The organism is Gardnerella piotii (assembly GCF_049815665.1).
Lineage (GTDB): Bacteria > Actinomycetota > Actinomycetes > Actinomycetales > Bifidobacteriaceae > Bifidobacterium > Bifidobacterium piotii.
In genome coordinates this window covers 947521-966907 of record NZ_CP187450.1, presented here as the reverse complement: position 1 = coordinate 966907, position 19387 = coordinate 947521, and the positions used below count along the sequence as shown (strand labels likewise).

Below are 19387 nucleotides of genomic sequence, written 5' to 3'. Positions count from 1 at the left end.
TAGTCAAATATTCCTTAGTAATGTTGATGTTGTTACAGGTGTTTATAAGCACTATTGCATAGTATGAGTGTTTTTGTAATGCGGACATACAGTTTTAACAAATTGATATCCAAACAGCAATCCTGCTAAGGCTAATGCAGAGCCTAATCCCGTATAAAACACTGCAATAAAGCGCTCTGGGGCGATATTTGTTGCACGAAGAACAATTCCAAAAGTCATCATAAAAGCCATTATTATAAAAGATTTAACGTCAAAGAATTTAAGGAAAAATTGCTTGTTTTCTTTGTAAGCATTGATTCTAGTTGTGTGCTTTTTAACGAGTTTTCCAAAAATAAACACTTGGAATATTACAAAAACAGCTAAAGATAAAGCGAAGTTAATAGGAGATAAAAAGCTTGAGTATGCACCAATGCCAATTTTAAGAATGTTGAATCCTGCAAATCCCCATACAAGGCATGCGATTAATAAAAGCGTGTTCTTTGATACCTTCATAACTAACCTCGTTAAATCATATTATTCTTATTATTCTTATTATTATTAGTAAATTCTTATGTTAAACTCTTAAAACAATTGTAGTAATGATTTTTATAAAAAACGCTAAATAATAGTATTTTGTGAATTATGCATTAAAACTTTCAAAAAACACAATAAAATATGCTTAAAAGTTGTAAAAAGTGTTGCAAATTGACGATATGAGTCGCTATAGTGCTTGTTTATGGAAGACAACGATCAACAATATGCAACAGCTGACAATAAAGCTACAATCGCTGAGCCAGCTTTTCGTTACAATGCGCAACTCGCACAAGATATTGAGCAGCGCTGGCAAAAAACCTGGGATGAGCAAGGCACATTCTGGGCTGCTAATGTTAAGGGCAATTTGAAGGATGGCGAAGGCAGGAATGCCGACGGTCGCCCTTCTTTCTTTGCAATGGACATGTTCCCGTACCCTTCTGGTAAGGGCTTGCACGTTGGGCATCCTCTTGGATATTTGGCAACGGATGTTGTAAGCCGATATCACCGCATGAAGGGCGAGAACGTTTTGCATGCTATGGGCTACGACGCTTTTGGACTTCCTGCAGAACAGTACGCTGTGCAAACTGGTCAGCATCCTCGCATCACTACTGAGGCAAATATTGCAAATATGCGCAGGCAGTTGCATCGCATGGGATTAAGCTTTGATGATCGTAGGTCTTTTGCAACTATTGATACAAACTACGTTCGTTGGACACAATGGATTTTCTCAAAGCTTTACGACGCTTGGTATAACCCTGATTTTGTGCGCAAAGATGGCGGAAAGGGTTCTGCTCGTCCAATTTGTGAGCTTGTTGATGAGTTTAAGAGTGAAAAGCGCGAAATTCCTGGTTTTGCAGGCAAAAAGTGGGAAGAACTTAGCAAAGTAGAGCAAGCAGACGTATTAAACGATTTCCGTATTGCTTATATTTCTAAGTCTCCTGTAAATTGGTGCCCGGGATTGGGAACTGTGCTTGCAAACGAGGAAGTTACCGCAGAAGGCAAATCTGAGCGCGGAAACTTCCCAGTATTCCAGCGCAATCTTCGCCAGTGGTCCATGCGAATTACGGCTTACGCTCATCGCCTGGTTGAAGATTTGAATACGATTGATTGGCCAGAAAAAGTTAAGCTTATGCAGCGAAACTGGATTGGCGAATCTCACGGTGCTTCCGTGCATTTTGAAGTGCCTTGTGCAGATGGCGAAACTCGCGATTTGGAAGTGTACACAACTCGTCCAGACACGCTTTTTGGCACTACTTTTGCTGTTGTTTCTGTAGATCACCCGATTCTTGAGCACATTCCAGAAGCCTGGAGTGCAAACGTTCCAGAAAGTTGGAAGGGTGGATACGCAAATCTTAAAGAAGGTTTAGCAGAGTATCAAGCTCAAGCTCGTGCGAAGACTGCTAAAGATCGCACGGAAGATGCTGGAGCAAAAACTGGCTTGTTTACTGGTCTTTATGCAATTAATCCTGTAACTGGTGCAAAACTTCCACTGTTTGTTGCAGATTATGTGCTTATGGGCTACGGAACGGGCGCAATTATGGCAGTTCCAGGCGGCGATCAGCGCGATTATGATTTTGCTAAAGCTTTTGGCCTGCCTGTGATTTACACTGTTAAGCCTTTGCCTGATTCTGGCGAAAAGTTAGAAGATTATGATGGCAAAGCTCCATTTGTTTCTCATGACGGAATTGTTATCAATTCTTCTGTGGAGCATACTAATAAGCTTGGCGATGCCTTGTCTATTAACGGTTTGCGCGTAGATGAAGCTATTAAAAAAGTTACGACTTGGATTGAAGCAGCAGGCGTAGGCGTTGGCAGAGTTTCTTACAGACTTCGCGACTGGCTGTTCTCTAGGCAGCGCTACTGGGGTGAGCCTTTCCCAATTGTTTACGACGAGGATGGTGTTGCTTACTTAGTTCCAGATAGTGAGCTTCCGATTGCTTTGCCAGACGTTCCAGACTATCAGCCGAAAACTTATGCTCCAGACGATGCAAACTCGGAGCCAGAAGCGCCGTTGAGTCGAAATGATGATTGGGTTAAAGTTCAACTCGATCTTGGTGACGGTGTAAAAACCTACTATCGAGACACCAACACTATGCCAAACTGGGCTGGTTCATGCTGGTATTACATGCGTTATTTGGATCCAAACGACGTTGAGCATATGGTTGACAGCGACGAATACGACTATTGGATGGGTACGAATCGTCCTGGTAAAGAACATGTTTCTGGCGGCGTTGACCTTTATGTTGGTGGCGTAGAGCACGCAGTTTTGCACTTGCTTTACTCGCGATTCTGGCATAAAGCGCTTTATGACTTGGGCTACGTGGATTCTGCTGAGCCGTTCCATCGCCTATTTAACCAGGGCATGATTCAAGCTTATGCGTACACGGATGAGCGTGGACAGTACGTTCCAGCAGACGAAGTTGAAGAAGGCGCTAATAACGGCGCTGGAGAGCCAACCTTTACATGGCACGGCGAGAGCGTGAATCGCGAGTTTGGCAAAATGGGCAAGAGCCTAAAGAATATTGTGACTCCAGACTACATGTACGAAAATTACGGTGCAGATACGTTCCGCTTGTACGAGATGAGCATGGGTCCGCTTTCTGAATCTCGTCCATGGAATACGCGTAACGTTGTTGGAGGCATGAGATTCTTGCAACGCTTGTGGCGTAACGTTGTTAACGAAGAAACAGGCGCTTGCGTAGTAACAGAAGATGCGCTCGACGAAAAGACACTAAAGCTTCTTAACAACACTATTGCCGAAGTGACTGTAGAAATGGAAGCAATGCGTCCAAACACTGCAATCGCTAAGCTGATTGTGTTGAATAATCACTTAACGTCTTTGCCTAGCGTGCCTCGAGCAGCAGTTGAGCCGCTTGTTCTTATGCTTTCTCCGATTGCTCCGCATATTTGCGAAGAAATGTGGAGCAAGCTTGGGCATACTAAGTCGATTGCTCACGCAAATTGGCCTGTTGCAGATTCTCGCTATGTTGGTGCAGATACTGTTACAGCTGTTGTGCAAATCAAGGGCAAAGTTCGCGCAAAGCTCGAAGTTGACCCGAATATTGAGGCCGAAGAGCTAGAAAAGCTTGCGTTGGAAGCTGTAGCTGATCGCTTGGGTGGTAAAGCTCCGCGCAAAGTGATTGTGAAGGCTCCAAAGATTGTGTCTATTGTGCCAGACGAAAGCTGAAAACTCAATGTTTTCTAGGCAAAATAGCCTTTAACCACATTGGTTAATTTTACTTGAAAGATGCTTATCTTCATTTAATAGTGGAGGTAAGCATCTTTTTTTTATGAATGATTATGAATAACAAAAGGAGGTGATTAAAGGTGCATAAAACGAGTCGTAGTGTTTTGGAAAGGCTTGATGCGATTAGTGGCTTGAACAATTATGTTAGTGAAGAAAGCAGCGATATTAGTGATTCTTATAGAGAAGCTAAAGATTTACAGCATGAAAAAGATGATTTGAATATTTTAGACTATAAAACTTGTGTTTTAGATAGCGAAACTAAAGAACGTGCGCTCGCTTTGAAAGACCTTGCTGCTAATGCTAATAGTTCTTCATTAAAAGTTGATGATTTTAATAAGCGCAACGAAGCAAGAGTGAAGAATCATGTTAGATTGGCTATAAAGCCTGCTCATGTTTTAGCAATAATGCTGATTTTAGTTGTTTGTTTATCTTGTAGTTTAACAATGTTAATAAGTCAATATGCAACTTATAGCAAGGTTTATGCATATAACGCTAGTGCAAAATCAAAAAATCATTCTAATAAGCAAGTTGATTTTTACAATAAGTCAGATGCTAAAGATGATGCTAAAGATGATGGCAAGGATGAATCAAAAGGCGAATCAAATAATAAATCAAAAGTGAGCGCTAATCATAAAAGTGAATTAAAAAAAGATGAAGAAAGCGTTGAGAGTGTTGGCAAAAATCAAGATTTGATTGAAAAAAATAAGAGTGAATATAGTCAAAATAGAAGCAAAAATATTCAAAATAAAAGTGAATGCATAAATATAAATAGTGCTGGATTGGAAGAATTACAAGCAATAAAAGGCATAGGGCCAAAAATGGCTCAAAGAATATTAGATACTCGTAAAAAGTTGCGTGTTTTTAAGCGTGTAGAAGATCTTATGCAAGTCAATGGGATTGGTCCCAAAACTTTTGCAAAGATTAAATCGATGATTTGTGTTGGTTGAGAATAGTTTATCTATAGGTTTGTTTTATAACTTTGTTGTTTAAGGCGTAAAATGGAAGAATTTTATTGGAATTTTGAAAATGGAAACAAGGATTTTAGACTTGTTCCAATTGCTTTTGCAATGTGGCTTGGATGCTTATGCGCAAGATTTATATGCAAAAGTAATCAAGTTTTAGCGTATACAATATTTGCCACTTTTGCGTTTGTTGTTATATGTTTTTATTGCGTATTTGCTAATGGCATGTTTAAAGTTACATTTTTGAGGCGCTTAGGAATAACCAAATACAAGCAAACTTTTTATGCGATTATGTGCGCATTTTTAGCTTCATTTATGATTTGTTCGATTACGCAATGTTTAGAAGAACTAGATCCTGTTTTTTCTGTTATTAGAAGCGAAAGTGCTAGAAGCGAAAGCTATGATGGTGGTAAAAATGGCGATTCTAAAAGCGCTAAAGTGGTTATGAAAATAACATCTCCTTTAAGAACATCCCCTTCTTTTAGAGGAGATTGTATAGCTAATGTAAGTGTTAAAAGTGTTGAAACAAAAGGTAAAAATGACGTTGTGCAAAAACATGCGAGTTTTGCAAGTGCGAAGCTTTACGCTTTTAATCCAGATTGTAAAGCAATTAATTACGGCTATACGATTAGCAGTTTTGCAAAGATTGGTATTTCTAAATTTGGCGCAAATAACGTGGAAATTCAAATTCCTAAAGCTAGTAAAAAAGATAAATCTAAGTTTAGTAAGGAAAATAAATCGAGCAAAAATCAAGTCAATTCCTTAAAAGTGATTGAAAAATCTGGGTTTTTAACAAGTGCTCTAAACAGTCTTTATAAAGAATTTTACAAAGTTACAGGAAATTTAAGTGAGCAGGGTCAAATGCTCGTTCCTGGCCTTACTGTAGGGCTTTTAGGTCAAGAGCATTTAAGCAATGACGATGAAGATAAAAGTAGTCAAATTGACAGCGCATATGCAAATACAATGAAGCAAAGATTTAAGATCTCGGGAATAATGCATTTAATGGCAGTTTCTGGAGGCCACTTTTTGCTTGTTGCAGCAATGATTCGTAAAGTTTGCTTATATTTTCTTGCTCCAAAATGGCTGTGTGCGTTTCTGGAAATACTGGGAAATGTTTCTTTAGCACTTATTGTATACCCATCTGCTTCGGTTTTACGCGCACTTATAATGGGCATTATTTGTTCAATCGCATTTTTACTTTCTAGAGCGTATCAATCGGCTAGCGCATTAAGCTTAACTGTTATAGGTGTTTTATTTGTTTGCCCTAAGTTTGCGTGGGATTATGCGTTTGCACTTTCTGTGTGTGCAACTTTTGGAATAATTGTTTGTGGAATGCCTTTAAGAAGAATCTTTTTAAGATATATGCCGTCTAGTATTGCAAGCGCATTAAGTATTACATTGTGTGCTCAATGTTTTACACTTCCTGTGCAAATATTAATGCAACCTCAAGTTTCTTTTATATCTATTATAGCGAACTTACTTGTTGCTCCTTTTGTTGATTTTGCAACGATTTTTGGGCTTTTGTCACTTGTTTGCGCGTGCTGGAATTACTCGATTGCGCTATTTTTCGCTAATATTTCTTCTATTGGAACAAACATTATGGCAAATTGTGCTTGGAATCTTGGAGATTTACAAATCGGAGTTATTCCATGGGTTTCTGGGCCATTAGGTGCGTGGCTTGCGTGGTTTGTTGAATTTAGCGTATTTTTGTGTGCATTTTTTATTAATAAGTATCTTAAAAATAAAGAATTTTATAATTCGTTTAAGATTTACGCTCAAGCAAAGTCAAATCGCTTTAAGCATCTTGTAGATGATTCGGTTGAACTTTTTGAATGATTTTTGTGCAAGTGATGATTTTGAGCAATTTTTATAGTCAATTTATAGTCAATCATCTTAAGTTTTGTATAGTTTGTACAATTATTAGATGTGTTAAATAGCTAAAAATAATCGAATTAATGGTAGATTTGATTAGCTAACTTGCAAGACATTAGCATTAAGTTGCAAAACATTAGCATTAAGGGGTACGTATGCAAACGTTAAAGAACTTTGCGCCACTTACGATTGTAGTTGGTGGGGATGCGTATTTGAATGATTTGAACGCTCGCGACTTAAAAACGCGCATATTAGGCTCATACCCAGATGCAGATGTTGTAAATTTAGACGCTTTGAATGCCGATAAATATGCTTTTGTAACTGCCACAGGTCCATCACTTTTTTCTAGTGGAACAATTGTTGTTATTAATAATCTTGAGCAAGCTAATGAAGATTTAGTCGAAGCAATAATAGAGTTTTGCGCTAGTAAATCTAAATCAAAAACTAATGCAAAATCTAATATAAATGATTGCTGGGTTATTGCACGACACGAAGGTGGCGTTAAAGGAAAGTCAATAGTTACAAAGCTAGAAAAAGTTGGCGCAAACAAAATAACTGTTCCAGATCTTAAAAAAGACGATGCAAGATTGAATTTTGTACTAAGTCTTTTTGAAAGACAAAATCGCAAAGTAGAGCCTGCAGCCGCTGTGCGAATCGTAGAGGTTTTAGGCGGGAAAACAGACCAGTTAGCATCTCTTTGTTCTCAGCTTTGTTTTGATTTTGAAGATAACCCAATCACGCTAAAAATAGTTGACCAATACTTAATATCTGATCCGCAAGTAACTGGATTTTTTGTAGCAGATAAAGCTGCACAAGGAAACGCTGGTCAAGCTATTCTTGCATCAAGAAGAGCGGTTTTACAAGGCGTTGACCCTATAGCGTTGATTGGAGCATTAGCTGTAAAAATGCGCATAATTACAAAAGCTATAGCAGTTAAAAACGGAGAAATTTCTAACGCGCAAGCAAAAGTGAATCCGTGGGCGTTAAAAATGGCTATGAGAGATTTAGGTGGATGGAGTGAGAATGGGATTCGTAAGTGTTTTATGTGTTTAGCATGGGCAGATGAGCAATGCAAAGGTGGAACGAGCGATGCTGATTACGCTTTAGAAAAATGCATTAGCATGATTGCTTTGCGTGGTCGTTAAATTAAATTAAGTCGAAAGTGTGCGATTTTGGAAAATCATAATATTAAAAAGCTTGTAATTCCAAGTGATTCGTGTATGCAAGATCTTGGCGAGTCAATCGCAAAAATAGTGCATGAAACAGATGTTATTTTGCTTTCTGGTCCTCTTGGTGCTGGAAAAACAACGTTTGCTAAAGGATTTGGCAAAGGATTGGGAATAAAAGAGCCAATAGTTTCGCCAACTTTTACTATTGCTAGAGAGCTTAAAGGCACGTTTTCTAACGGAAAAGCAGCAAATCTTATTCACGTAGACGCGTACAGGCTTGGCGGAAAAGATTACGCTCCAGGGCAAGACACTGTTTCTAGGCTTTTAGATGAGCTTGAATCACTTGGATTAGACGAAGCTTTGGAAGAGCCAGGAGATGGAACTGTTGTGCTTATGGAATGGGGAGAGCAAATGGCAGGCGTTCTTGCAGATGTTCGTCTTGAAGTTCATATTGATAGGCCGATTGATAAAAGCGAATCAAATGAGTTTACGAGCGAAGGAAATCGCGTTGTAACGCTTGTTCCAGTTGGGGGAGACTGGTGTGATCGCTTAAAAATTCTTGATTAAGAGTAAGCTAAATTGGTTAGTCAATTTAAGGAATGAAAATGAGCAATACGCTGATTATAGACACGTCGTACGGTTCAACAGTTGGAGTTGTGGGGCATAATCCGATAATAGAAACGGATTCTCGCACTCATGTTGAAAGATTGCAAGTAAACATTGATCTTGCAGTAAAAAATGCTGGACTAGAGCTTAATCAAATAGATGAGATTGTAGTTGGAGTAGGCCCTGCTCCTTTTACTGGTTTACGAGCTGGACTAGTTGCTGCTAAGGCGATTGCTTTTGCGAATAACGCAAAGATTCTAGGATGCAACAGTTTGCTGCCTCAAAGCTTAATGATTCGTTCTGGAGCTTTTGAAGAATCGCTTAAAAATGGCGTTATCTCTAATAGCGAAATAGTCGAAAATAATGAATCTTGCGTAGCTAAACACATGTATGTTCTTTCGTTAAATGACGCTAGAAGACGCCAAGTTTATATGAGTTTATACGACGATAGTGGTTGCGAAGTAATAGAAATGGATATTGATTATCCTGCAAATATTGTTGATAGAGTAAATCAATATTTTGAATCAAATAATATTTGCGATTATTGCGTTTGCGTTGCGGGTCATGGTGCTAAAAAATACGCTGAAGATTGGAATAAAATCGAGAATATATGCTTAATCACCGAAGTGAGTGCTCTTGATTTAGGCGTAAAAGGATTAGAGATATTTAAGTTGTGCGCAAGTCAAAAAGACGTTATTGAACCACTTTATTTAAGAAGACCAGACGTATCTGTTCCAAACCCGTTGAAACACGTTTTAGGATCTGGCGCGGCTACAAAAGTGGCGGAAAAATAGGATTCAAACGAAGTACGCATATGATTGTAGACATAACTCGCTCAAAATATCCAGCTTGTGTATCAAATAGTCAAAGCTGTGCAATAGAGAAAATTGATTGTACAAAATATGAAGCAATAGTTTCTCAAATTGCAAAAATCGAAGCAGACTTGTTTTGGCCAGGATGTTGGAACAAGAACATGATTTTGCAAGAGTTACAAGCGCCAATGCGCGCGTATTATGCAGATGTTGTTCCAAACACAAATACGGTAGCTGGGTATGCAGGATTTTGGTTTGATGGTGACGACGCTCAAATAATGACAATAGGTGTTGCAAAAGAGTATCAAAAGCGAGGAATTGCAAGCAATCTTCTAAAAACTATGATCGAAAATGCAAAATCAATCGGCGCAAAACGAATGCTTTTAGAAGTTAAAGTAAATAACAATCCAGCGTTAAAACTGTATGAAAAATTCGGTTTTACAAAAATGGGATTACGAAAAAGATACTATATGCCAGAAGGAATAGACGCATATACAATGTGTGCGCAAATAGAAGACTTAGACAACTTAGAAAATTTAGAAAACTCAAAAAACTTAGAAGAATCTAGCGAAGCTTATAACAGTGCTAAAAGTGAGGATAACAATGAGTGAAACAATGAATAAAACAAGCGAGCCAATAGTTTTAGGCATTGAATCAACTTGCGACGAAACAGCAGCCGCAATCGTTAAAGGAAGAACATTAGTTTCTAACGTTGTAGCATCCTCAATGCAAGAACATGCGCGCTACGGCGGTGTTATACCAGAAATCGCATCGCGTGCGCATGCGGAAGCATTTGTGCCAGTAGTATCAAAAGCATTAGCAGATGCAAATATGGATTTAAGCGATATTGATGCTATAGCAGTAAGCGCGGGTCCAGGATTAGCAGGATGTTTAGCTGTTGGTGTTTCTGGCGCTAAAGCACTAGCGAGTGCCGCAAAAAAGCCGATTTATGGAATAAACCATGTTATTGGACACATTGCAGTAACGCAATTGCAATTCGGAGACGTGCCTAAAGACGTTCTTGCTTTAATTGTTTCTGGCGGACACACTTCACTTCTTCACGTGAACGATATTGCGCGTAGCATAGACGTTGTTGGGACAACATTAGATGATGCAGCTGGCGAGTGCTTTGATAAAGTAGCTAGATTGCTTGGATTCCCTTACCCAGGAGGCCCGCATATTGATAGGCACGGGCGCCTTGGGGATCCAAATACGTTGAAGGTTCCGCAAGGACTTACGCAAGGTCGTTCTGGCAAAGAGCATCCTTACGACTTTAGTTTTTCGGGAGTAAAAACAGCTGTTGCGCGTTGGGTAGAAGCTCGCCAAGCACAAGGCTTAGAAATACCAGTAGACGACGTTTGTGCATCTTTAGCAAACTCTGTTGCAGATGTTCTTTCGCGCAAAGCTATGATGGGCTGCGAGCAATACGGTTCTAAAACTTTGCTGATTGGTGGTGGATTCTCCGCAAACTCGCAACTTAGAGAGCATCTTTTAGAGCAAGGCAAAGAGCATGGAATCGAAGTTCGTTTGCCAGAATTGAAGCTTTGCACAGATAACGGAGCAATGGTGGCAATGCTTGGTGTGAATTTGGTAGAAGCAGGAGTTCGTCCGTCTGCTCCAGATTTTGCAATCGATTCAGCAATGCCACTTACAACCGTTAGCTTATAATAGTAAAAGTCGTTCTAAGAATAAGCGAGGTGTTTTGTGTACGAAAGCTATGCGCGTAGAGGAGTTTTGCAAGTTGGTGAAAAAATACAATTCACCGATAGAAAAGGCAAGCGAATCACAGCGCAGCTTGTTAAAGGCGGAGTTACACAAACCGAACACGGCATTATTTTGCACGACGATGTTATTGGCAAAACTCAAGGCGTTGTAGTAACAACAGTTAGCACAAAACGTGATTTTGAGCGCAGTAATAAGCAACTTGACGCATCTAAAGAATCAAACAAGCCTTGGATGGCAGCGCGCGCAATAGGCGGATGGGATTATGTAGTTATGCGTCCGCGATTGGCGGATTATGTTTTATCTATGCCAAGAGGCGCTCAAATCATGTATCCAAAAGATATTGCACAAGTGATTTCTTTAGGAGATATTCGCTCTGGAATGCGCGTTTTAGAGTCGGGAGCAGGCTCTGGCGCAATGAGCTTAAGTCTTTTAGACGCTGTTGGTCAAAGTGGCGAGCTTACAACAATAGAGCTTAGACCTGATTTTGCTAGAATCGCGCAACTAAACGCAACGATTTACTATGGCGAAAGTCCAAAATGGTGGAATCTTTTAACTGGAGATTTTGACACAGTAGCAAAGTCTCTTCCAGAAGGCTATTTTGACCGCATTATGCTAGATATGCTTGATCCTTGGAACAGGCTTGAACAAGCTTATAGAGTTATTGCTCCAGGTGGCGTATTAGTTGCGTATGTAACAACCACAACGCAAATGTCTAGAATGGCACAAAGTTTGCGTGCTTCTGGAGTTTGGACAGAACCAGAGATTCAAGAAACGTTAGAAAGAACTTGGAAAGCTCAAGATTTAGCAGTTAGACCAGATCACGCAATGATAGGTCATACTGGTTTTTTGGTTATTTCGCGCGCAATGGCTCAAGGATTTAATGCGCTAAAAAAGCGCGAGCGTGCTACAAAAGATACTGTTAGCGATATTGATGACTTAACTCCCGAAGAGCGCGCAGAACAGCTAGAAGACTTGTCTCTTAGAGATATATCCGATAGAAAACTTAGAAAAGTCCTTAGAGATTTAGATTTGCAAATCGCACAATTGCCTAACTCAAATCCAAAGCCTAATAAGGCTTAACTGAAGACTGAGGAGATTAAAATGGCGGCGTCAATTAAAAAAATCGTTAAAAAAGTAAAGCATGCAAAATATGTGTTGCTACTAATGCGCCACGCAAAAGCGGTGCCGCCAACAATGGGAGATGATTGGGGAAGAGACCTTAGTGATAAAGGTATAAAACAAGCAAAAATCATGGCAAAAGGCTTGAAATCTTTAAAGCTTGTTCCAGATTATATTGTTTGTTCAAGCGCAAATCGCACAGAGCAAACAATGCATAAAATGCTTAAAAAGTTTGGAGATTCGCCAATAGTTGCATCAAGAAAAAGCTTATATGATGGCGGAATGCAGTCTGTAATGGATGAGCTTTGTGAGATTAGGAGTGAATCTAAAATAACAATGATTATAGGCCATGAGCCAACAATGTCGATGGCTGCACAATGGCTTTCTTCCCCAGATTCCGACCCAGATGTTTTAGGAACGATGAGACTTGGGCTTTCTAACGCTTCGATTGTTGTGCTAGTTTCCGACTCTCCTTTTGTAACTTGCGGACTTCGCGGAGCAAAAGCCTTAGGTGTTATAAGTCCAAAGGATTTTGAGTAGTAAAATACGCATAAATTTGCATAAAATCCTTATAAAATTTGCATAAATCTACGCGAATAATCTGTATAAATTTGCATATAAGTTTAGCTTATAACGACACCCCAAAATAGGTAATGACCTCATTAAGCCAAATGTTTGCTAGGCTGAATCAGGTTGTTAATTATTTGGAGGATATATGCATACTGTTCTTACATCCGTACAGGGATTCCCACGAATCGGCGCAAATCGCGAGCTTAAAAAAATTATTGAACGCTATTGGAAAAAAGACGCAACTCTAGAAGAAGTAAGACAAGTTGCAAAAGATTTGCGCAAAAAGCATTGGAAAATTCAAGCAGAATCTGGAATAGAACTTATACCAAGCAACGATTTTAGCTACTATGATCAAATGCTAGACACAGCAATCCTGCTTGGTGCAGTGCCAGAACGGTACAAGAATCTAGAGTTTGAAAATGCAGAAGATACGCTTTTTGCAATCGCGCGCGGATATCAAGGGGATAGAGGGGATGTAACAGCTCTTCCAATGAAGAAGTGGTTTACAACTAACTACCACTACATTGTTCCAGAAGTAGAAAATCCGCAAAATTTGCATTTAGATGGCACAAAACCATTCGACGAGTTTAATGAAGCAAACGCGCTAGGAATTGAAACAAAGCCAGTGCTGATTGGCCCATACACCTTCTTAAAGCTTGCTCGCAATCCTCAAGCTCAAGAATTAGAAGCAAACAAAGAGACGATTGAAGCATTAGCAAACGCGTATTGCGATATTGTAAAACGATTTGCAAGTCTTGGAGCAAAATGGTTGCAATTTGACGAACCATACTTGTGCTTAGACAAAGAAGATGGCGATTTAAGGATTTTTAGCGACTTATATAAGCCGATTCTTGAAAGCAGACTTGAAAGCACAGAGAATGCTGAAAACGTTAAGATTTTGCTTAACACGTATTTTGGCAATGTTTTCGACTCGTACCAAACGCTAAACGATTTAGCTTTCGATGCAATTGGCTTAGATTTTGTAGAAGGCAAAGAAGAAAACCTTGAAGCTTTGCAAAAATATGGAGTAAACGAGAAAACAACTATTTTTGCGGGAGTTGTAAATGGCAGAAACATTTGGAAAAATGACTACGCACAAAGCCTTGGCTTGCTAGATGCTTTGCAAAAGAACGTTACTAATCGCATAGCTGTTTCTACTGCATGCTCGCTTTTGCATGTTCCATTTAGCACGGATGGGGAAGAGCTTGGCGAAGACGTATTAAAGCATTTTGCGTTTGCTGTAGAAAAGTTGAAGGAAGTAAGCGAAATTGCTCAACTTTGCGTTTTGAATGATGATGAGCTTAAAAATAGCAAGGAATTAGCGCAAAACCAGGCATTATTTGATGGGTCTAGAGTAAAAGTAGACGAAAACGTTAAAGCGCGAATCGCAAGCCTTAAGGCAGAAGATTTTGAGCGAAAGCCATCTCGCGCGGAGCGTCAAAAATTACAAAAAGAAGCATTAGGATTGCCTGATTTACCTACAACAACTATCGGATCTTTCCCTCAAACAAAAGAAATAAGGTCAATTCGAGCGCTTTTTAGAAAAGGCGAAATTAGCAAAGAAGAATACAACGCGTTTATTGCCAAGCAAATAGACGAGTGCATAGAACACCAAGAGAGCATTGGATTAGACGTTCTTGTGCATGGCGAATTTGAGCGAAACGACATGGTTGAATACTTTGGCCAGCATTTGCACGGATTCAAGTTTACAAAAAACGCTTGGGTGCAGTCTTATGGAACTCGATGCGTAAAGCCTCCAATCGTTTGGAGCGATGTTTCTAGAGCGCAGCCAATCACAGTAGAGTGGAGTGCGTACGCTCAAAGCCGCACAAACCATGTTATGAAAGGCATGCTAACGGGGCCTGTTACGATTCTTAACTGGTCTTGGCCTCGAGAAGATATTACGCACGAAGAACAAACGCAGCAGCTTGCTCTTGCTATTAGAGACGAAGTTTTGGACTTGGAGCGTGCTGGAATTCGCGTAATTCAAATCGATGAGGCAGCTTTGCGTGAAAAGCTTCCGCTTAGGCGTTCTGATTGGCATAAGAAGTATTTGGATTGGGCAATTGCATCTTTCCGTCTTGTGCATTCTGCTGTAGATGCTACTACGCAAATCCACACGCATATGTGCTACTCGGAGTTTAACGACATTATTCGAGACATTGATGCAATGGATGCGGATGTAATATCGTTTGAAGCTTCGCGCGGAGATCTAGTTGTTTTGGACGCTATTCATAACGCGAACTTTGAAACAGAAGCAGGCCCTGGTGTTTACGACATTCACTCTCCTCGCGTTCCTAGCGAAGAAGAAATTGTTAATAGGATTCACGAGATTTTGCACAAAATGCCAGCAAGCAAACTTTGGATTAACCCAGATTGTGGCTTGAAGACTCGTGGCAATGCAGAAACTTGGGTTAGCTTGCAAAATCTTGTTTCGGCAGCTAAAAAAGTTAGAAGCGAATTGGGTGGCGGTCTAAAATGACGTACAAACCAAAGTTTTCGCTAGAGGTGTTTCCGCCTAAAAGAACATCTCCAATAGGCACGATTTACGACACTTTAGACGGCTTAAGGGGTTTGGATCCAGATTTTATATCTGTAACTTACGGAACAGGAAAATCTTCGGATCGAACTGCTACTGCTAGAATCGCCAACACTATTCGATCGGAGTATGGCATTAAGACTGTTGCTCACTTAACAGCAAGATACTTGGATTATGACGATGTTGACGAAGCTTTAGACATGTTTGATAAGGCTGGCGTTAGTGGCGTTTTAGCTTTGCGTGGAGACGTTATTGAAAATCAGAATGCTGCTGGAGTGTTTAATCACGCAAGCGATTTAGTATCGTATATTCGCTCAAAGCGACCAGATTTACCTATTTTGGGCGCATGCTACCCGGAAAAACATCCAGAAGCTGCTACTTTGCAAGAAGACATTGATAATTTAAAGCGAAAAGTGGATGCTGGAGTAACTTACTTGATTTCGCAACTTTTTTACAATAACGATGACTTTTTGCACTTTAGAGATTTAGCTAGAAAAGCTGGTATTAACGTTCCGATTGAAGCTGGAGTTATGCCTGTTGTAAATGCAAATCAAGTTAAGCGAATGACAAAAATGTGCTCTTCTAAAATGAGTGAGCCAGTTTTAGCAATGATTGAGCGATGGGGAAGTAACCCAGAAGTTTTGCAAGACGCTGGAAGCATATTTGCGTCTCAACAGATTAACGATTTAGTTGCGGAAGGTGTAGACGGAATACACTTGTACACAATGAATCGTCCTGGCGTTACTAGAAGCATTTGGTCAAACGTTAAGCCACTTTTTACTAAAATCGTGTAGATTATGCGATTTATGCAAATTGTGTAAATCATGTAGATTATGCAAATTGCGCAAATTGTGCGATTTGTTCGATTTTTGTGATTTGTGCATGTGGTGCCGTGCAAAATATTGTTGTACGACACCACAATGTACAGTGGCGTTATGAGCAAAGAATCAAGTAATGCTGGAGATTTAAGCAATGGCTTCAGCGCGATTTTGAACGTGGGCTTAAAAGATGATTTGCAAAATCGTTCAAAAAATAGCTTAAATTTTGCTCAAGAAAATGACTTATCGTATAGAAGCCTAGTTAAAGCAGGGTTTGCGCGACCAGAATCTGCTCGTAAAGCCATAGAAGATGTTTGCAAAAATTGTGCAAATAATTCAGTAAACGCGGTTAAAATTTTAGAAAGCATAAGCAGAGTCGAAGATCCAGATTATGCAATTTTAGCGTTTAACGACATATATCAATCGCATAAAAAAGTTGTTGAAAATATTGCTCAAAACTCTAATAATTCACTAATAACAAGTCCGCTTTCGTCTTTAATGCAAGTTCTTGGAGCATCTAAAGCGTTTGCAATGCTAATGCGAACACGCGAAGACTTAATAAGCGCTGCCGCAAATGACCCAAATCATTTGCTACATATGACTTTAGAAGAGCGTGTTTCGGATTTACTAGAAGCTGTTCAATCATACAGTGCAACAGTAGTAAATGAAGAAAAAGATGACGATAAGAATTGCGATTCGTGCACTGTTCCAATAAGCTCCATGGGTTTTGCACAAGCTGTTTGTGCGCTTAGAGCGAGATATCGCCAGCATATTGCTGCGAGTATGGCATACGATTTGGCGAGCGCAGATCCTGTAGAATTGCAGCCAGATATAAGCTGTAAACTTTCGGATGCTGCGGATGCTGCTTTAGAGGCGGCTCTTGCGATTGCGCGCGGGCAAGTTTCTGGATCTTGCTGTTGCAAGTTTGCAATAATCGCAATGGGAAAATTGGGAGCGCAAGAAATAAACTACGTTTCCGACATTGACTTAATATATGTAGTAGAGCCAACTAATGGCGTTAAACAAGATGAAGCTTTGCGAGTTGGTTCTTCTATTGCGCTTGTTTTGCAAAAAGTATGTCAGTCGGTTGTAATGGGTTGCGCTGAGCCGCCATTGTGGCAAATTGATACTGCTCTAAGGCCAGAGGGTAAAGATGGTCCGCTTGTTAGGAGTTTGGAATCGCACAGAGAATACTACGAAAAGTGGGCAAGTAGTTGGGAGTTTCAAGCATTACTAAAGTCGAGGCCAGCTGCAGGAGATGTGCAACTTGGTAAAGATTATAGACAAATGGCAGATTCGCTTGTTTGGAAAGCGTCTGGTCGTGAACACTTTGTTGCAGATTGCCAACATATGAGACAGCGAGTGGAGTCTTTGATTCCTGCGTCTCATAGAGATTTAGACATGAAGCTTGGTCGCGGAGGATTGCGCGATGTTGAGTTTACTGTGCAAATGTTGCAACTTGTGCACGGAAGTGAAGATAAGTCTTTGCGAGTTAGAGATACTCTAGGCGCGCTTAACGCATTATCTGCTGGAGGTTATGTTTCTAGATCGCAAGCTGCGATTTTGGCAGAACACTACCGTTTTGAGCGCGTGCTAGAACATCGCCAGCAAATGTGGAATATGCAACGTACGCATTTATTCCCAGATTTAGGTGCGCAAGGAAATGGTGGATTAGATCGCGCAAGAAGTATTAGTGTAGAAGAACTTAACAGTAACGAGCAAATTAGGCGTCTTGCTAGAGCTGTTAGACTTAAGCCAGAAGAGCTTGTTGCGCGATTCGACAAAGCGCGACGAGAAATTAGACACTTGCATAAAGATATTTATTATCGCCCAATGCTTCCGATTAATGCGCAAACGGATGCGGATCCTATTGTGCTGTCTGCTGAGGCTGCTCGCGCTCGCTTTGCGTCAATCGGATTTGCGGACGCTAAAGCTGCACAAATGCATGTTGAAGCGCTTACTGAGGGACTTTCGCGTGCTGCTAAAATTCACAGAATTTTGCTTCCTGCAGTGTTGAAATGGCTTGGAGAAGGTCAAAATCCCGACATGGGTTTGCTTGCTTTTAGACGACTTTCCGAACGCTTTGGTGGAAAAAATACGTATCTTGGATTTTTGCGTGACTCTCCTAGCGCAGCTCAACGGCTTTGCCATGTTTTGTCTGATTCGCGCTATTTAGGCGATGCAATGATGAAGTCCATACAGTCGATAACTTGGCTTGGAGACGACTCGACGCTTGCGCCAAGAGGCAGAGAAAGCTTAGATATGCAAACGCGAGCAATGGTTGCAAGATATTCAAGCAGTATTGCGGATTTTGCTCAATCTTTGCGCGCTTTAAGACGGCAAGAAATTGAGCGAGTAGCTCTTGCTTGGATGTGTGGGATAATTGACGATGATACTTCGATGCAAGCAATGAGTGACGTATTTGACGCTGTTCTTGATGCTGCTTTGCAATGGGCTATGAAAGATGCGTCTCGCAAAATGTGCCTAGATGAGAGCAAAGCTTCGATTTCAATTATTGCCCTCGGACGTTATGGCGGTAGGGAAGTTAACTTCTGCTCTGATGCAGATATGATGGTTGTTTATAAGCCTACACAAGATATTTGCGGTTGTGATTCTAGCGATGATTCTGGAGCGAATCTTGCTCACCGTTTTGCGCAAACTACTGTAGACATATTGCGCAATATTTTGCAAGGTCCTCTTACTTTAGAACCAAAAATCATGGTCGATTTAGATTTGCGACCAGAAGGAAAAGATGGGCCGCTTGTGCGCTCGCTAGAATCGTGCGAGCATTATTACCAAAAGTGGGCAAGTACGTGGGAAAATCAGGCACTTTTGCGCGCGCGCTTTGCTGCAGGTTCTAAAGATTTGGCAGATGCTTTGCTAAGTGGAGTAGTAAACGATTTGCGCTATTCATTGGAGCCTCTTAGCGAATCCCAATTAGCGGAAATTCGTAAGCTTAAAGCGCGTATGGAAGCAGAACGTTTGCCAAGAGGAGTTAGCAGAGACAGGCATTTGAAGCTTGGGCGCGGCGGTTTAAGTGATGTTGAGTGGACTGTTCAGCTTTTGCAATTGCAATACGCTGGAAAATACGAGTCTTTGCGCACGGTTGGCACAATGCAAGCGTTGAAAGCGCTTAAAGAATTGCATTTGATTGAAGATGAAGATGCAAATGTGCTAGAGCGCTGCTGGCATATGTGTTCTGCAGTGCGAAATGCAAACTTCTTGTGGTCTGGCTCCCTTGAGCGTGCGGATGTTATTCCAACAGACTCTTATTCTTTGGGTGGAATCGCAACTTATCTTGGATATGATCCAAACCAGGGTCGCGTTTTTGAAAACGATTTAATGGCTGTTATGCGTCAATGCCGCGAAGTCATGTCTCGTCTCTTCTACTGTCGCTAAGTTTACAGTCGCAATCTAGTCATATTTTGTAGCTTC

General features: G+C 40.5%; 14 protein-coding genes. 13 read left to right on the top strand and 1 reads right to left on the bottom strand.

The window, feature by feature from the left end; all coding sequences use genetic code 11:
• Nucleotides 1-51: 51 nt before the first annotated feature.
• The gene (locus ACPEIW_RS04015; protein ID WP_425663174.1) at nt 52-492 is read right to left on the bottom strand and encodes a hypothetical protein; all 441 of its coding nucleotides are present in this window, start codon (nt 490-492) and stop codon (nt 52-54) included.
• Between the two features lie 223 nt (nt 493-715).
• Between ACPEIW_RS04015 and leuS the strand changes: the two genes are divergently transcribed.
• The 13 genes from leuS to ACPEIW_RS03950 all read left to right on the top strand — a co-directional run bounded on the left by leuS (nt 716) and on the right by ACPEIW_RS03950 (nt 19351).
• The gene (gene leuS, locus ACPEIW_RS04010; RefSeq protein ID WP_425663172.1) at nt 716-3700 is read left to right on the top strand and encodes a leucine--tRNA ligase; all 2985 of its coding nucleotides are present in this window, start codon (nt 716-718) and stop codon (nt 3698-3700) included.
• Between the two features lie 140 nt (nt 3701-3840).
• A complete protein-coding gene (locus tag ACPEIW_RS04005; RefSeq protein WP_425663170.1) occupies nt 3841-4707 on the top strand; it encodes a ComEA family DNA-binding protein in 867 nt (288 codons plus the stop codon).
• 51 nt (nt 4708-4758) lie between these two features.
• A complete protein-coding gene (locus ACPEIW_RS04000) occupies nt 4759-6558 on the top strand; it encodes a ComEC/Rec2 family competence protein (RefSeq protein ID WP_425663168.1) in 1800 nt (599 codons plus the stop codon).
• Between the two features lie 191 nt (nt 6559-6749).
• Nucleotides 6750-7739, top strand: a complete 990-nt coding sequence (holA, locus tag ACPEIW_RS03995) for a DNA polymerase III subunit delta (protein WP_425663166.1) — start codon at nt 6750-6752, stop codon at nt 7737-7739.
• 27 nt (nt 7740-7766) lie between these two features.
• Nucleotides 7767-8330 (top strand): tRNA (adenosine(37)-N6)-threonylcarbamoyltransferase complex ATPase subunit type 1 TsaE, encoded by a 564-nt coding sequence (gene tsaE, locus ACPEIW_RS03990; RefSeq protein ID WP_425663164.1) that lies wholly within the window; start codon nt 7767-7769, stop codon nt 8328-8330.
• 38 nt (nt 8331-8368) lie between these two features.
• Nucleotides 8369-9163 carry a tRNA (adenosine(37)-N6)-threonylcarbamoyltransferase complex dimerization subunit type 1 TsaB gene (gene tsaB / locus ACPEIW_RS03985; RefSeq protein ID WP_425663163.1) on the top strand — a complete coding sequence of 265 codons (795 nt, stop codon included), beginning with the start codon at nt 8369-8371 and terminating at the stop codon, nt 9161-9163.
• Nucleotides 9164-9183: 20 nt separating this feature from the next.
• Nucleotides 9184-9792 (top strand): ribosomal protein S18-alanine N-acetyltransferase, encoded by a 609-nt coding sequence (rimI, locus tag ACPEIW_RS03980; RefSeq protein WP_425663161.1) that lies wholly within the window; start codon nt 9184-9186, stop codon nt 9790-9792.
• Entirely contained in the window at nt 9785-10849 is a 1065-nt protein-coding gene (tsaD, locus tag ACPEIW_RS03975; protein WP_020757164.1) for a tRNA (adenosine(37)-N6)-threonylcarbamoyltransferase complex transferase subunit TsaD, read from the top strand. Before rimI ends, tsaD begins: the two co-directional genes overlap by 8 nt.
• 36 nt (nt 10850-10885) lie before the next feature.
• Entirely contained in the window at nt 10886-11986 is a 1101-nt protein-coding gene (locus tag ACPEIW_RS03970) for a tRNA (adenine-N1)-methyltransferase (protein ID WP_101889329.1), read from the top strand.
• Between the two features lie 21 nt (nt 11987-12007).
• Complete coding sequence (locus tag ACPEIW_RS03965; protein ID WP_425663158.1) at nt 12008-12565, top strand: SixA phosphatase family protein; 558 nt, start codon at nt 12008-12010, stop codon at nt 12563-12565.
• 175 nt (nt 12566-12740) lie between these two features.
• Nucleotides 12741-15077: a 5-methyltetrahydropteroyltriglutamate--homocysteine S-methyltransferase gene (metE, locus tag ACPEIW_RS03960; RefSeq protein ID WP_425663156.1), complete on the top strand. Its 2337-nt coding sequence runs from the start codon at nt 12741-12743 to the stop codon at nt 15075-15077.
• On the top strand, nt 15074-15928 hold the full coding sequence (gene metF / locus ACPEIW_RS03955) for a methylenetetrahydrofolate reductase [NAD(P)H] (RefSeq protein WP_004131021.1): 855 nt from the start codon (nt 15074-15076) through the stop codon (nt 15926-15928). Before metE ends, metF begins: the two co-directional genes overlap by 4 nt.
• Nucleotides 15929-16054: 126 nt before the next feature.
• The gene (locus tag ACPEIW_RS03950; RefSeq protein WP_425663153.1) at nt 16055-19351 is read left to right on the top strand and encodes a bifunctional [glutamine synthetase] adenylyltransferase/[glutamine synthetase]-adenylyl-L-tyrosine phosphorylase; all 3297 of its coding nucleotides are present in this window, start codon (nt 16055-16057) and stop codon (nt 19349-19351) included.
• Nucleotides 19352-19387: the final 36 nt, after the last annotated feature.